The following is a 15,366-nucleotide window of genomic DNA, read 5'->3' on the forward strand; positions in this document are numbered from 1 at the left end:
ACGCCCCTCTTCGGGACGCAAATCTGGCACCATCCTCAGGGTTGATCAATCTTGATCGAACGAATCAATATTTCTCGATGGCCTCCGCGACCGACCTCCTGTCCGCCCGCGACACCTGCCGCCTGCTGGGCATCAGCCAGGCCACGCTGTACGCCTACGTCAGCCGCGGTCTGCTGGAATCCCGCCCGGGCAAGGACCACCGCAGCCGCCTCTACCTGCGCCAGGACGTGGAGCGCCTGGCCCAGCGCAAGCAGGTGGGGCGCGGCGCGGCGCGCGGTGCCGCGCAGAGCCTGGACCGGGGCCTGCCGGTGCTGGAGACGCAGATCTCCCTGATCCGCCCGGATGGCCCTTACTACCGCGGTCGTTCGGCGATCGGCATGGTCCACGACGGCGCCACGCTGGAAGACGTCGCGCGGCAACTCTGGGACTGCGGCGAGGAGGACCCGTTCGCCGCGCCTTCGTCGACCCCGTGGCCGGCGGTCGTCGCGCCGCTCGCCTCCGATGCCTCGCTACCGCCGCTGGAGCGCGCGATGGCGGCGATCCCGCTGCTGGCGCTGGACGTGCGCCACTCCTTCAATTCGGCGCCCCGCGTGCGCCACGAGATCGCCGCCGGACTGCTGCGCCACAACGCGGCGCTGCTGGTCGCACAGCCGCCTTCCGGCGCGCCGGTGCATCGCGTGCTCGCGCAGGCCTGGCATCCGGGCGACGACGGGTTCGCCGACCTCGTGCGTGCCGCGCTGGTCGTGTGCGCAGACCACGAACTGAATGTCTCGGCCTTCGCGGCGCGCGTGGTCGCCTCCACCGGCGCACACCTGCACGCCACCGTCTGCAGCGGCCTCGCCGCGCTGTCCGGGCCGCGCCATGGCGGCGCGACGGCGCGTGCGTACGCACTCATTGCCGATGCCCGTGAAGCCGGCCACGCGCGCCGCTTCATCAGCGAGCGCTGGCAGCGTGGCGATGATCTTCCAGGCTTCGGCCATGCGCTGTACCCGCAGGGTGATCCGCGCGGCAACGAGCTGCTGGCGCGCGCACGCGAGCGCCACGCAGGCGAGCGCGAAATGGCCGCACTGGAAACGCTGATCGCCGCCACCGAAGACATCAGCGGCCTGCGCCCGAACATCGACTTCATGCTTGCGGCGATCTGCCACCTCAACCGCCTGCCGGCGACGCCCGCGCTGGTGATGTTCGCCGCGGGCCGCCTCGCCGGCTGGTTGGCGCACGCGCTGGAACAACAGGCGCAGGGCCGCCTGATCCGTCCGCGCGCCAGCTACACCGGCATCACGCCACCGGCGTGACGCCCGCGCGCGGGTTTGACATCGCGGACGCATGCAGGGACCCTTCGAACGTCCGTCCACCGTATCGCTTGCAATGCGCCCTGCCCTCGTCCTGTGCCTGCTGCTGACGATGATGACCCCGACCACCATCGCCCGGAACGCTTCCAACCCGCACACATCGACTGCGGTCTCCACGCCAGTGCCGCCTCCGCCCGTGTGGTTGGCGGCGCTCGATGCGCGCTACGACGGCGACCTGCGCGCGGCCGGGCTGGATAACCGCGTATTCACGGCAGAGCACTGGTGGACGGTCGCCGCACCGCTGCTGGAACGCTCGCGCGGTTTCCACGTGGAGGACATCGGCCGCAGCGTGGAGAATCGTCCGCTGCGCCACGTGCGCTGGGGCGAAGGCGAGACGCAGGTGCTGCTGTGGTCGCAGATGCATGGCGACGAGAGCACGGCTTCGATGGTGCTGGCGGACCTGTTCCGCTTCCTCGGCGAACATCCGGACGATCCGCAGGTGAAGGCGTTGCGAGCGAGCACCACGCTGCACGTCCTGCCCATCCTCAATCCCGACGGTGCCGCGCGTTTCCAGCGTCGCAACGTGCAGGGCATCGACATCAACCGCGATGCGCGCATGCTGGCGACGCCGGAAGCGCGCACGCTGAAGGCGTTGTACGACCGGGTGAAGCCGATGTACGGCTTCAACCTGCATGACCAGCGCGTCGGCTATCGCGCCGGCGATTCCGATCGCGGCACCGCCATCGCGCTGCTGTCGCCGCCGTACAACCACGCGGCCGACGTCAACGATGTGCGCACGCGCGCCATCGAAGTGGCCGGCGTGATCCGCACGGCGTTGGAGCCCTACCTGGCCGGCCACATCGCACGCTGGGACGAAAGCTTCGACCCGCGCGCATTCGGCGACCTCACCACGCAGTGGGGCGCCAGCACGGTACTGATCGAAGCCGGGGGCATCGAAGGCGACGTGCAGAAACAGCGTCTGCGCAAGCTCTACTTCCTTGGCCTGGTGGCCGCGCTGGACAGCATCGCGACCGGCAGCCACGCGGGCGTGCCGCATGGGCTCTACCGCGAACTGCCGGAGAACGGCGATGTGTGGCCCGATCTGTTGTTGCGTGGCGGCACGCTGTCGGTGCCGGGGCGTCCGCCGACAAAGGCCGACCTGCTGGTCAACTTCCGCAATCCGCTGGCGGAAACCGACGGCGCGATCGCCGGCGTGGGCGACCTGGGCAACATGAAGGCGCGGCGTCGCATCGACGCACAAGGACTGTTCATCGTGCCGCTGCCGGGGCATGCGGGCGAACGCACGCTGATCGAAGCGAACGATGACGGCGACAACGACGAACCGCCCTCGCCCCTGCCGCTGACACCCGGCGCCAGCGCGCATTTCGTGCTCAGTCGCGATCCGCAGGGCCGCGACGTGGTATGGACGCTGGATGGCAGCGTGGACCCGGCGACGCCGTCCCCGCCGAAGCCCTGAATCAGCTACCGACGTCCGGGCCGCGCTGCAGCGCGCGCTTCACTTCCTCCAGCGCGTTCGGGTCGTCGAGCGTGGACAGGTCGCCCGGATCCGCGCCCTGCGCCAGCGCCTGCAGCGAGCGCCGCAGCAGTTTTCCCGAGCGCGTCTTCGGCAACGCATTGACGATGTAGACGCGCGCCGGCCGCGCGACCGCGCCCAGGCTCTGCTCCACCGTGCGTCGCATGCCATCGGCGGCCTGCACGCGTTCGTGCGGTTCGTCGGTGGCCTGGCGCAGCGTCGCGAACACCACCGGCACCTGGCCCTTCAGTTCGTCGGCCACGCCGATCACGGCGGCCTCCGCCACAGCCGGGAAGCCGGAAACGGATTCCTCGATCTCGCGCGTGCCCAATCGATGGCCGGCCACGTTGATGACGTCGTCGGTGCGGCCGAGGATGAAGGTATAGCCGTCCGCGTCGCGGATCGCCCAATCCAGCGAGCTGTACAGCAATTCCTTGAAGTGGCTGAAGTAGCTGGAGAGGAAGCGCGCGTCGTCGTTCCAGATCGTCGTCATGCACCCGGGCGGCAACGGCGGCGCCATGACCAGCACGCCCTTCTGGCCGGGTCCGACCTCCTCGCCGGTACTTTCGTCGATCACCTTCATCTTGTAACCGAGGTTCGGGAACCCGGGCGAGCCGAACCGCACGGGCTTCATGTCCAGGCCCGGCAGCAGCGTCAGCGCCGGCCATCCGGTCTCGGTCTGCCAGTAGTTGTCGATCACCGGCTTGCCGATCGCATCGGTGATCCAGTGCGCCGTCGGCTCGTCGAGCGGCTCGCCCGCGAGGAACAGGTATTTCAGCTCGGACAGGTCGTGGCGCTTGATGAAATCGATGTCGTGCTTCTTCAGCACGCGCACCGCCGTCGGCGAGGAAAACATCGTGCGCACGCCGTACTGCTCGCACAACGCCCACCAGATGCCGGCGTCGGGCGTGATCGGCAGGCCTTCGTAGAGCACCGAGGTCGCGCCCACGATCAGCGGGCCGTACACGTTGTAGGAATGCCCCACCGCCCAACCGACATCGGACGTGGAAAACATCACCTGCCCCGGCCCCACATCGAAGACCGTGCGCATGGACAGCGCGAGGGCGACCGCATACCCGCCGACATCGCGCTGCACGCCCTTCGGCTTGCCGGTGGTGCCGGAGGTGTAGAGCAAGTAGCTGGGCTCGTTCGACTCCAGCCATTCGACCGGCACTTCGGCATCGCCGACGGCGGCGCGCAACGTGGCGTAGTCCTCATCGCGGCCGGCGACCTTCGGCTCGGCCGCATCCAGGCCGCGCGACACGATCAGCACCTTGGCCGGGGGCGTGTTCGCTTTCGCGCATGCCTCGTCGACCAACGCTTTGTACGGAATGACCTTGCCACCACGACTGCCCGCGTCGGCGGCGATCAACAGCTTCGGTTGGGCGTCGTCGATGCGCAAGGCCAGGTTGTGCGCGGCGAAGCCGCCGAACACCACCGAATGCACGGCACCGATGCGCGCGCAGGCCAGCATCGCGAACACGGCTTCGGCCATGTTCGGCATGTAGATGACCACGCGATCGCCACGGCCGACATCGAGCCGCTTGAGTACGGCCGCGAAGGCGTTCACTTCGCGGTGCAGCTCGCGATAGCTGATTTCGCGGGTGACATCGGTTTCGGTGGACACCGCCACCAGCGCCAGTTGGTCGCCGCGCTCGGCGACATGGCGATCCACTGCGTTGTAGCAGAGGTTGGTCTGGCCGCCGACGAACCAGCGACGGAACGGCGGCTGCGAGTACTCCAGCACCTGCCGCGGCGGCACGTGCCAATGGATGGCCTTCGCCTCGTCACCCCAGAAGGCCTCGGGCTGCTCGATCGAGCGCCGATAGACGTCTTCGTATGCCATGGGAACCTCCCAGATCCGACACCGGGACCAGCATAGACCCGCCCTGCCGTGGCCACCTTCCTACCTTGGTCGCATGGGACATTCCGTCGCACCCGCGAAAAAAAACGCCGGGCATGAGCCCGGCGTTTCCTTGAAGCCACCACGATGGGACCTTACTTCCGCGTCGCGGGCTCAGGCTTCACGTAGCGGTCGAACCAGGCCAGCATCTCGGCGATGAAATGCTCGTTCGATTCCTGCGCCGTGTACCAATGAGGCTCGAACGGCAGCATCACCAGTCGTGTCGTGCCGCCCGTGCCGCGGATGGCCTGGAACAACCGCGGCGACTGCAGCGACTCGGTGCCCGGGTTGGCGTCGTCGCTGCCATGCACGATCAACAGCGGCTCGTTGACCTTGTCGGCGTGGAAGAACGTCGAGGCCTGGTCGTACACCTTCGGTGCCGCCCAGAACGAGCGGCGTTCGTTCTGGAAGCCGAACGGAGTCAGCGTCTTGTTGTAGCCGCCGCTGGAAGCCACGCCGGCGCGGAACATGTCCGAGTGCGCCAGCAGGTTGGCCGCCATCAGTGCACCGTGGCTGTGCCCGGTGACGCCGATGCGATCGCGATCGACCACGCCGAGTTCGACGGCCTTGTCGACCGCAGCCTCCGCGTTCGCCACCAGTTGCTCCAGATAGGTGTCGTAAGCCGTCTTCGGATCGCCCACGATCGGGAACGATGCGTTGTCGATGATCGCGTAGCCAGCCAGCAACAGCAGGCGGTAGTTCGACAGGCGCGTGAAGGTCTGCTCCGAACCGCTCACCTGCCCGGCCTTCGAAGGATCGGCGTAGTCCATCGGATAGGCGTACAGGATCGCAGGAACGCGTTCGCCTTCCTTGTAGCCCGGCGGCGTGTACAGAGTGAAGGAAAGCTCCACGCCATCCTTGCGCTTGTAAGTCACCAGGCGCTTCTTGATGTCGCGCACCTGCGGCGTGGGATCCGGGAAGCGGGTCAGTGGCGCGATCTCCGAGCGCACCGTCGCTTCGGCCGGGTTGGCGGCCTCGATGGCGTCGCCGAGCATGCGGCGCTGCAGGTTGGGCGGATCCTTGGGCGACTGGTGCCAGGTAAGCAGGCGACGGGTGTCGTCCCCCTCGAACCCGACGAAGACTTCATACGCCGTCGCGTCGCTGCGGAACAGGCGGCGCGTGCTGCCGTCCTTGAGCAGGTAGCGATCGAGGAACGGCCGGTTGCCCAGCGGCGTGGCGCCCATGCCGCTCAGGAACAGCGCGCCCTCTTCCTCGCGCAGTACCCATGCGCCGTTGGGGAGTCGGTCGTACTCCGGGTTGCCGGGGTCGGCGTACAGCTCATCGCTGGACATGTCCCACAGCACGCGCGCCGGCGTGCCGCGCTTGTCCACGTCGACGAGCGTGGTGGTCTGCCAGTTGCGGTTCGCATCGTACTCATGCGTCAGCGCGCGGCCGCCTTCGCGGAACCACGCGACGCCAGCGTAGCGCTGCTTCAGGCGGGCGATTTCCTTCGGCTTGCCGGTGAACGGTGCGGCCTGCATCAACAGGCGATCGCGGGCCGGCACTTCGTTCTTCCAGTCGCCGCCGTCGAGTGCTTCGGCCCATACGAGGGTCGCCGGCTGGTTGGCGCGCCACGCGTGGCTGCGTGGACCGGTGGGAACGCCACGCACGGGGACGCGGTCGGCAACCGGCAGCTTCGCTACCGGCGTCACCCGCCCATTGCTCAAATCCAGAACGCCCAAGTCCTTGGCGAAGCGCTGCCAGGTGGTGACGTAGGAGTACGGACGCGCCAGCACTTCCACCAGCACATGGCGCCCATCCGGCGCTGCATCGACGGCGCCGTACACAGCCTTGGCGCCCACCGGCGTCACTGTGCCGCTGTCGGCGTCGACCACCGCCAACTGCGACGTGGCGTAGTAGTCGAACAGGGTCTCGTCCTCGGGACCGGACAAGGTGTCGCGCGCTTCGTACGTGCTGCTCTCGCCCTTGCCGGCGATCGCTTCCTTGATCTCCGGCCCCGGAGGGACCGCGGAGCGCACCGGCGCGGCGCCGATGTCGGTGGGCACCCGCTTCACGAGCAGTGAGGGCTTGTCGCCCAGCCATTGCACCGCACCACCCAGGATCGTGTTGAGCTTCACGCCCTCCACGCGGCGTACCTGTCCGTCGGCGGCACGGCCCACCCACAATTCCACGCCATCAGCGGTGGTGTTGTCGAACGAGAAGCGCGTGCCGTCCGGAGACCACGATGGCGTGCCGGGACAGGCGCCTGCGGGCAACGCGACCGTGGTTTCCTTGCCGCTGGCCAGTTCCAGCACGCTGAAGCTCTCCAGGCAGGTCCGGATGCCGTAGCCATTGGATCGATCGTGGCGGCTGTGGTTCCGCGGCTCCACGCGGACGCCGGCGAGCTTGAGATAGGGTTCGGCGACACGGGCGATCGGCGGATACTGCGACTGCCTGATCAGGATCGCGCGCGTACCCGTGGGGTCCAGCGACGGCGATGGATTGAGCGGGGCACGAAACACCTGCAGGAGCGGCTCGGGAGGCTGCAGGTATCGCGCCTCCTGCGCCGCCGCCAACGACGGCATCGCCAGGGCCAATCCCACCGCCAGCAACATCCTTCCTTTCCGCATCACCCACCCCCTTTGAGGAAAACCAGAAAGTAACACGACAAAAAAAGGGGCGGCTCGCGCCACCCCTTCTCCATCGCGTGCGAACTGCCCGCTATCAGAGCAGGTGCGCCACGCCGCTGCGCTCTTCTTCCAGCTCGGCCAGGGTCTTGTCGATGGCCTTCTGGCTGAAATCGTCGACCGGCAGGTCCTTGATCATCGTGTACTCGCCGTTCTCGGTGGTCACGGCGAAGCCGAACATCACGCCTTCCGGGATGCCGTAGCTGCCGTCGGACGGAATGCCCATCGTCACCCACTTGCCGTTGCTGCCCAGCACCCAATCGCGCACGTGGTCGATGGCGGCGTTGGCGGCCGAAGCGGCCGACGACAGACCGCGCGCTTCGATGATCGCGGCGCCGCGCTTGCCCACCTGCGGGATGAAGGTGTTCGCGTTCCAGTCGGCGTCGTTGATCTTGTCCTTCAGCGACTGGCCGTTGACCGTGGCGAAGCGGTAGTCGGGGTACATGGTCGGGCTGTGGTTGCCCCACACCACCAGCTTCTCGATGTCGCCCACGGCCACACCCGCCTTGTTGGCCAGCTGCGACAGCGCGCGGTTATGGTCCAGGCGCAGCATGGCGGTGAAGTTCTTCGACGGCAGGTCCGGCGCGGACTTCATCGCGATGTAGGCATTGGTGTTCGCGGGGTTGCCGACCACCAGCACCTTGACGTTGCGGCTGGCGACCTTGTTCAGCGCGGCGCCCTGGGCGGTGAAGATCTTGGCATTCTCCAGCAGCAGGTCCTTGCGCTCCATGCCCGGGCCGCGCGGACGCGCGCCGACCAGCAGGGCCACGTCGACGTCCTTGAACGCGACTTCCGGATCGTCGGTGCCGACGATGCCGGCCAGCAGCGGGAACGCGCAGTCTTCGAGCTCCATGATCACGCCCTTCAGCGCGGCCTGGGCCTTCTCCAGCGGCAGCTCCAGCAGCTGCAGGATGACCGGCTGGTCCTTGCCCAGCATTTCGCCGGAAGCGATGCGGAACAGCAGCGCGTAGCCGATCTGGCCAGCAGCGCCGGTGACGGCAACACGGACGGGGGTTTTCATGGTGCGGTTCCTCGGGGTTTCGTAGGGTGGGCATCGGCCCACCGCGTGGGGAAAGAGTGGGCCTGCGCCCACGCAACGGTTACTTCAGTTCGGCAAAGAATTCCTGGAAACGCTGCAGGCCCGGCGCGAGTTGCGGCGTCGGACAGGTGTAGCTGATGCGCAGCGCACGCGGCTCGCCGAACGCCGACCCCGGCACGCAGGCCACGCCCTTCGCTTCGAGCAGCGCATTGCAGAAGTCGACGTCGTTCTCGATCTTCACGCCGTCATGCGACTTGCCGAAGGCGCAGCTGATGTCGGGGAACACGTAGAACGCACCCTGCGGACGCGGACACACCACGCCCGGGATGGCTTCCATCGCGGCCAGCACCTGGTCGCGCTTGGCCTGGAATTCGGCGTTCTTCGCCACGGGCACGTCCTGCGGGCCGGTCAGCGCGGCGATGGCCGCGGCGGTGACGACTTCCGGCACGTTGGTGATGTGGTTGGAATTCATCGTGGTCAGCGCCTTGGCGACCACCTCGGGACCGGCCATGAAGCCCACGCGCCATCCCGGCATGCCATAGGTCTTGGACAACGAATCGACGAAGATCGTGCGATCGCGGAGTTCCGGCCGCGCCTGCACGAAGTTCGTGTAGGCCAGTCCGTCGAACAGCATGCGGTTGTAGATGTCGTCGGTGACGATCCAGGTCTCCGGATGCTTCACCAGCACGTCGGCCAGCGCGGCGACTTCCTCGCGCGTGTAGACCATGCCCGTCGGATTGGACGGGTTGTTGAACAGGAACACCTTGGGCGTGTGGATCGTCAGCGCTTCGTCGAGCTGCGCGGGCGTCAGCTTGTAGTCCTGGCTGGCCGGGCACGGCAGCGGCACCGCCTTGGCGTTGACGATGTCGGCGATGTCGGCGTAGGTCGTCCAGTACGGCGACGGATAGACGATGGTGTCGCCCTCGTCCAGCAGCGACTCGGCCAGGTTGTAGAGGATGTGCTTGGCGCCGATGCCGGTGGACACGTTGGCGCGCGTGTAGCCCGTCAGGCCCAGCGCTTCGATGTGCCGTAGGAACGCATCGAGCAGCGCGTCGGTGCCGCGGTTGCTGCCGTACTGGCCGGAGTCCTTCGCCAGCGCGTCGCGCGCGGCCTGGTAGACGTGGTCACCGGGCAGGAAATTGGGAACACCGATCGAAAAGCTGATGATGTCGCGGCCTTCGGCCTTCAACTTCTTGGCCTTTTCGGCCACCGCCATGATCGCACTTGGCTTGGCGCGATCGATGCGCCGGGCAAGCAGGGGCATTGCACAACCTCGCGTGGAAACGGTTAGGGAGCGTCGCCGCCGTCTTTTTTGCGGCGCAAAATGGTATCACGACACCCCGCCGCGACCGACTAGCCCATGGTCTACCTCGGTCCGCGCGGCAGGGCCCGGTTACTGGTAATCCACCACGTCGCCGAGGTCGTAGTTCTCGTCGAAATACGCTTGCCACTGCGCATATGCCGCACGCAGGCAGGCGGGGGTATCGCAGGCGTCCAACTGGCGGGTAGCGGCCTGGACCGTGCGGTCGCCGTCGGGATAACGATCCGCCAGTTCCTTGAACTGCTTTCGCATCCCGGCATCCAGCGCGCCGAACTCCTCATGCCCGCAGACCAGGGTGGCGCGGACGCTGCCCGCCGGGGCATCGGTTTCGCATGCCGCCGCGGGATCCGGCGCTCGCGCCGCGGCCACGGCAGCAGCAAGCTCGCTGCGATCGCGCTCGGTCAGCCGGCGCACGAAGCCCAGGTCGTCGGTCTGGCCGGCGCCCCAGGTAAAGCGCAGGGTGAAGCCGTTTCCGCTCTCGTCCTGCAGCTTGCGCAGGGTCACCGTCTCGCTGGGCCCGGTGTCGGAGGTCAGGTGCAGGGCCAGCGTGCCATTGTCGAGGTCGACGTCCTCTACCTTGCCATCCAGCCAGGCGCCGTCACGCACGACCTGCAGGCCGGCGTCGGGCTGCCAGGCAATGGCGTAGAGGGTCTCGGCGTCGTCGCCTTCGCTGTGATTCGTGCTCCACAGGCCTGCCAGGCTCTGCTGGAAGTGCTCCGCCGACGCCTCCACGGCGGTCGCTGCGACGGGATTCGGCGGGGTGTCCGTGCCCTTGTTGCACGCGCCCAGCGCCAGGGCGGCGGCCAGCAGCAGGGCGGCGCGCAACGCGCGCCGGCAATGGTCCTTCATGATGGTGCTCCACAAAAAGAAAGGGCCGGTACGCTGACCGGCCCTTTCATTCGATTACGCAGACAGGAAGCGGTTCCACTCGGCCACGCGCTCGGCCTTGGCGGCCAGTACGGCCTCCGCGTCGCCTTCGATGGTGACCTTGGTGATCAGGTCGCCCTGCTTCACCGCGTCGACCACGTCCAGGCCTTCGGTGACCTTGCCGAACACGGTGTGCTTGCCGTCCAGCCACGGAGTGGGCACGTGGGTGATGAAGAACTGGCTGCCATTGGTGCTGGGGCCGGCATTGGCCATGGAGAGCACGCCGCGCTCATGGCGCACGCCGTTGGTGGTTTCGTCCTCGAAGCGGTAGCCCGGGCCACCGCGGCCGGAGCCTTCCGGGCAGCCGCCCTGGATCATGAAGTCCGGGATCACGCGGTGGAAGTTCAGGCCGTCGTAGAAGCCGCGCTTGGCCAGGTTCACGAAATTGGCCACCGTCAGCGGGGCCTTGTCGGGGTACAGCTCGATCGTGATCGGGCCGCGCGAGGTGTCGAAAGTGGCGGTCAGCTGGCTCATCGGGTGGTTCTCCAGGGGTAGAAAGGGGGCGGGCCGCAGGGATCGCCAAGGAAGGCAGACGCCCGTTCAGGCGCCGTCTGAATCCCAGATCACGACGATCCGGGGCGATTTCAAGGGCGCTCCGTCCCGGTTGGCGGCATCCATTCTGGCGTTATTCGGAAAATCAGGTGCTTAGCACCCGATAGCCCGCTATAATACGCCGCCTTCTTTCCTCCCCGTCCTCGCGCCCTGCCCCTTCGAAGGGGGTACCCGGGTGCGTTTTTCCGATCCCAGAATCCATGTCCATCGAAAACCTCCGCAATATCGCGATCGTCGCGCACGTCGACCATGGCAAGACCACCCTCGTCGACCAGCTGCTGAAGCAGTCCGGCACCCTCTCCGAGCGCACCGTGCTGGCCGAGCGCGTGATGGACAGCAACGATCAGGAAAAGGAACGTGGCATCACGATCCTGGCGAAGAACACCGCCATCACCTGGAACGGCAACCGCATCAACATCGTCGACACCCCCGGCCACGCCGACTTCGGCGGTGAAGTCGAGCGCGTGCTGTCGATGGTCGACACCGTCCTGATCCTGGTGGACGCGATGGACGGCCCGATGCCGCAGACGCGCTTCGTCACCCAGAAGGCCTTCGCGATGGGCTTCAAGCCGATCGTGGTGATCAACAAGGTCGACCGCCCCGGCTCGCGTCCGGAGTGGGTCGTGGAGCAGGTGTGGGACCTGTTCGACCGCCTGGGCGCCACGCCCGAGCAGATGGATTTCCCGATCGTCTACGCGTCGGCCCTGAACGGTTATGCCGGTCTGGAAGACAGCGTGCGCGGCGGCGACATGACCCCGCTGTACGAAGCGATCATGAAGCACGCGCCGAAGCCGGAAGTCGATCCGGAAGGCGCCTTCCAGATGCGCATCAGCCAGCTGGACTACAACAACTTCGTCGGCGTGATCGGCATCGGCCGCATCCAGCGCGGCACGTTGAAGAAGAACATGCCGGTCGCCGTGATCGACCGTGAAGGCAAGAAGCGCCAGGGCAAGGTGCTGCAGGTGCTGGGCTTCCTGGGCTTGGAGCGCATCGAGCAGGACAGCGCCGAAGCCGGCGACATCGTCGCCATCTCCGGCATCCAGGACCTCACGATCTCCGACACCGTCTGCGCGCTGGACACCCCGGAAGCGCTGCCGGCGTTGACGGTCGACGAGCCGACGATCTCGATGACCTTCCAGGTCAACAACTCGCCGTTCGCCGGCAACAAGGATCTTTCGGGCGGCAAGTTCCTGACCAGCCGCCAGCTGAAGGAGCGCCTGGAGCGCGAGACCGTGCACAACGTCGCGCTGAAGGTCGAACAGCTGGAAGACGCCGACAAGTTCCTGGTCTCCGGCCGCGGCGAACTGCACCTGTCGGTGCTGATCGAGAACATGCGCCGCGAAGGCTATGAGCTGGCCGTGTCGCGCCCGGAAGTCATCATCAAGGAAATCGACGGCCAGCAGATGGAGCCGATCGAGCAGCTCGTCGTCGACGTGGAGGAAAACCACCAGGGCGGCGTGATGGAGAAGCTCGGCGTCCGCAAGGGCCAGCTGAAGAACATGGAGCCGGACGGCAAGGGCCGCGTGCGCCTGGACTACCAGATCCCGGCGCGTGGCCTGATCGGCTTCCAGAACGAATTCAAGACGCTGACCCAGGGCTCGGGCCTGCTGTTCCACGTATTCGACCACTACGGTCCGAAGGAACAGGGCGCCATCGCCAAGCGCCTGAACGGCGTGATGATCGCCAATGCGCCGGGCGCCACGCCGGCCTACTCGCTCGGCCCGCTGCAGGAACGCGGCAAGCTGTTCGCCGCCGAGGGCGACAACGTGTACGAAGGCCAGCTGATCGGCATCCACTCCAAGGACAACGACCTGACCGTCAACGCGATCAAGACCAAGCCGCTGACCAACATGCGCGCCTCGGGCAAGGACGATGCGATCCAGCTGACCCCGGCGATCAAGTTCTCGCTGGAGCAGGCGCTGGACTTCATCGACGACGACGAACTGGTGGAAATCACGCCGAAGGAAATCCGCCTGCGCAAGAAGTTCCTGACCGAGAGCGACCGCAAGCGCGCCTCCCGCGCGGCCTGACCGCCGCGCCGCGCCTTGGACGACACCGCCTACAACCCGGACCCCAAGGCGCATCCCGGCCTGCACGCCATCGCCCTGTTCGAGGGCGCCAAGGGCGTGCTGGCCCTCGCCTTCGCCGGCGGACTGCTGGCGTTCGGCCCGGATCGCCTGCGCGAGAGCGTGCAGGCGATCGTCACCCGCTTCATCCCCGACGCCGGTCCCGGCGTGATGAGCCAGTGGCTGGACCGCATCAACCCCGAGTCGGTCCACGTGGCCGTGCTGATCATCGCCGTGTACGCCGGCATGCGCCTGCTGGAAGCCTGGGGCCTGTGGCGGGCCCGCGCGTGGGCCTCGTGGCTGGGCTGTATCGGCTCGGCGGCCTACCTCCCGCTGGATGTCTATGCGCTCTACCACCACCCCGGCTGGCATACGTGGGCGCTGCTCATCGTCAACCTGGTGATCGTGTGGGTGCTCTGGCGCGACATCCGCCGGCGCAAGCGGATTTGACGCGCAGGGCGACGGCTGCGTAGCCTGCGGCAACTTCGCGAAGGTATCCGCATGCGTCGATCCTTGCTGCCGTTCGGCCTCACGCTCGCCCTGGCGGCCTGCCAGCCGGCGCCGCCGCAGGCGGCCGCTCCGCAGGCTCCTACCGACTTCATCTACGCCGAACTCGACATCGCCGACCTGCAGTCGCGCATGCAATCGGGCGAGTTGGACAGCCGCCGGCTGACGCAGGCTTACCTGGACCGTATCGCGGCCGTCGACAAGGCCGGCCCACAGCTCAACGCCGTCATCGAACTGAACCCCGATGCGCTCAAAGAGGCCGCGCTGCGCGACGTGGAGCGACGCGCCAATGCCGTGCGTGGGCCGTTGCACGGGATCCCGGTGCTGCTGAAGGACAACATCGACGCCGTCCCGATGGCGACCTCCGCCGGCTCGCTGGCGCTGAAGGACTTCCGCCCGGGCCAGGATGCGTTCCTGGTGCGCCGCCTACGTGAAGCCGGCGCGGTGATCCTGGGCAAGGCCAACCTGAGCGAGTGGGCGAACTTCCGTTCGATGCATTCGACCTCCGGCTGGAGCGGGCGCGGCGGCCAGACCCGCAACCCGTACGCGCTGGACCGCAATCCCTGCGGCTCGAGCTCGGGCAGCGCCGTCGCCGTCTCGGCCAATCTGGCGGCGATCAGCGTCGGCACCGAAACCGATGGCAGCATCCTGTGCCCGGCGGCGGTCAACGGCGTGGTCGGGCTGAAGCCCACGGTAGGGCTGGTGAGCCGGCAAGGCATCCTGCCGATCTCCCACAGCCAGGACACCGCCGGACCGATCACCCGCAGCGTGTCGGATGCGGCCCTGCTGCTCGGCGTGCTGGCGGGCCGGGACCCGGGCGACGCCGCGACGATCAACGCCGCCTGGAACACCACGCTGGACTACAGCGCCCGCTTGAAGCCCGGCGCGCTCCAGGGCGCGCGCATCGGCGTGCTGCGCAGCAAGGCGGACATCCATCCCGACGCCGCCGCCGCGCTGGAGGAGGCGCTCCAGGTGCTGCGTGAAGCCGGCGCCGTCATCGTCGATGCGGAAATCCCGACCGACGGGCAATGGAACACGGACGAACTCAACCTGATGCTCTACGAGTTCAAGCACGGGCTGGAGCGCTACCTGGCCGAGCGCAAGGCGCCGCTGACGACGCTGACGCAGCTGATCGGCTACAACGAGCAGTACCGGCTGTCGGAGATGCCGTACTTCGGCCAGGACCTGTTCGAGCGAGCCAACGACAAGGGTGGCCTGGGCGAAGCGGAGTACATCAGCGCACGCAGCCGTGCGCGGCGGCTGGCAGGCCCGGAAGGCATCGATGCGGCGCTCAAGGCGCAGCAACTCGATGCCCTGATCGCGCCCACCACTGGCCCGGCGTGGCTGACCGACCACAAGGCCGGCGACCACTTCCCGGGCGCCGGTTACGGCGCTGCGGCTGTCGCGGGCTACCCCAGCCTGACCGTTCCGATGGGCCACAGCGACGGCCTGCCGCTGGGCCTGACGTTCATGGGGCCCGCCTGGAGCGAGGCCCGCCTGATCGCGCTGGGCTACGACTATGAACAGCGCACGCGGGCGCGCAAGCCGCCCGAATACTGGCCCACCCTGCCCGCACGCGCCGAAGGGCGCTGACAGGC

11 protein-coding genes are annotated in these 15,366 nt (G+C 67.5%); 5 read left to right on the forward strand and 6 right to left on the reverse strand.

Annotation, left to right across the window (positions count from 1 at the left end):
- Positions 1–77: 77 nt before the first annotated feature.
- Both ACSION_RS15295 and ACSION_RS15300 read left to right on the forward strand, forming a co-directional pair.
- The gene (locus ACSION_RS15295) at positions 78–1,295 is read left to right on the forward strand and encodes a citrate synthase family protein (protein WP_435306607.1); all 1,218 of its coding nucleotides are present in this window, start codon (positions 78–80) and stop codon (positions 1,293–1,295) included.
- 73 nt (positions 1,296–1,368) lie between these two features.
- Entirely contained in the window at positions 1,369–2,769 is a 1,401-nt protein-coding gene (locus tag ACSION_RS15300) for a M14 family zinc carboxypeptidase (RefSeq protein ID WP_435306608.1), read from the forward strand.
- A 1-nt stretch (position 2,770) separates the two neighbouring features.
- On the opposite strand, the gene prpE is transcribed toward ACSION_RS15300, so the two are convergent.
- The 6 genes from prpE to ACSION_RS15330 form a co-directional block, all read right to left on the reverse strand.
- Positions 2,771–4,672, reverse strand: a complete 1,902-nt coding sequence (gene prpE / locus ACSION_RS15305) for a propionate--CoA ligase (RefSeq protein WP_435306609.1) — start codon at positions 4,670–4,672, stop codon at positions 2,771–2,773.
- A gap of 152 nt (positions 4,673–4,824) precedes the next feature.
- On the reverse strand, positions 4,825–7,284 hold the full coding sequence (locus ACSION_RS15310) for a prolyl oligopeptidase family serine peptidase (protein ID WP_435306610.1): 2,460 nt from the start codon (positions 7,282–7,284) through the stop codon (positions 4,825–4,827).
- Positions 7,285–7,393: 109 nt separating this feature from the next.
- Entirely contained in the window at positions 7,394–8,377 is a 984-nt protein-coding gene (locus tag ACSION_RS15315) for a malate dehydrogenase (protein WP_435306611.1), read from the reverse strand.
- A gap of 79 nt (positions 8,378–8,456) precedes the next feature.
- Positions 8,457–9,659 carry a pyridoxal phosphate-dependent aminotransferase gene (locus ACSION_RS15320; protein WP_435306612.1) on the reverse strand — a complete coding sequence of 401 codons (1,203 nt, stop codon included), beginning with the start codon at positions 9,657–9,659 and terminating at the stop codon, positions 8,457–8,459.
- 129 nt (positions 9,660–9,788) lie between these two features.
- The gene (locus ACSION_RS15325) at positions 9,789–10,565 is read right to left on the reverse strand and encodes a hypothetical protein (RefSeq protein WP_435306613.1); all 777 of its coding nucleotides are present in this window, start codon (positions 10,563–10,565) and stop codon (positions 9,789–9,791) included.
- A 54-nt stretch (positions 10,566–10,619) separates the two neighbouring features.
- Positions 10,620–11,117, reverse strand: a complete 498-nt coding sequence (locus tag ACSION_RS15330) for a peptidylprolyl isomerase (protein WP_093487344.1) — start codon at positions 11,115–11,117, stop codon at positions 10,620–10,622.
- 278 nt (positions 11,118–11,395) lie between these two features.
- On the opposite strand from ACSION_RS15330, the gene typA reads away from it, so the two are divergent.
- The 3 genes from typA (at position 11,396) to ACSION_RS15345 (ending at position 15,361) form a co-directional block, all read left to right on the forward strand.
- Positions 11,396–13,225, forward strand: a complete 1,830-nt coding sequence (gene typA, locus ACSION_RS15335; RefSeq protein WP_093487346.1) for a translational GTPase TypA — start codon at positions 11,396–11,398, stop codon at positions 13,223–13,225.
- Between the two features lie 15 nt (positions 13,226–13,240).
- Entirely contained in the window at positions 13,241–13,711 is a 471-nt protein-coding gene (locus tag ACSION_RS15340) for a DUF2127 domain-containing protein (protein ID WP_435306614.1), read from the forward strand.
- Between the two features lie 66 nt (positions 13,712–13,777).
- Complete coding sequence (locus ACSION_RS15345; protein ID WP_435306728.1) at positions 13,778–15,361, forward strand: amidase; 1,584 nt, start codon at positions 13,778–13,780, stop codon at positions 15,359–15,361.
- The last annotated feature ends 5 nt before the right edge of the window (positions 15,362–15,366 follow it).

The organism is Pseudoxanthomonas sp. LjRoot125, assembly GCF_964252705.1.
Classification (GTDB): domain Bacteria; phylum Pseudomonadota; class Gammaproteobacteria; order Xanthomonadales; family Xanthomonadaceae; genus Pseudoxanthomonas_A.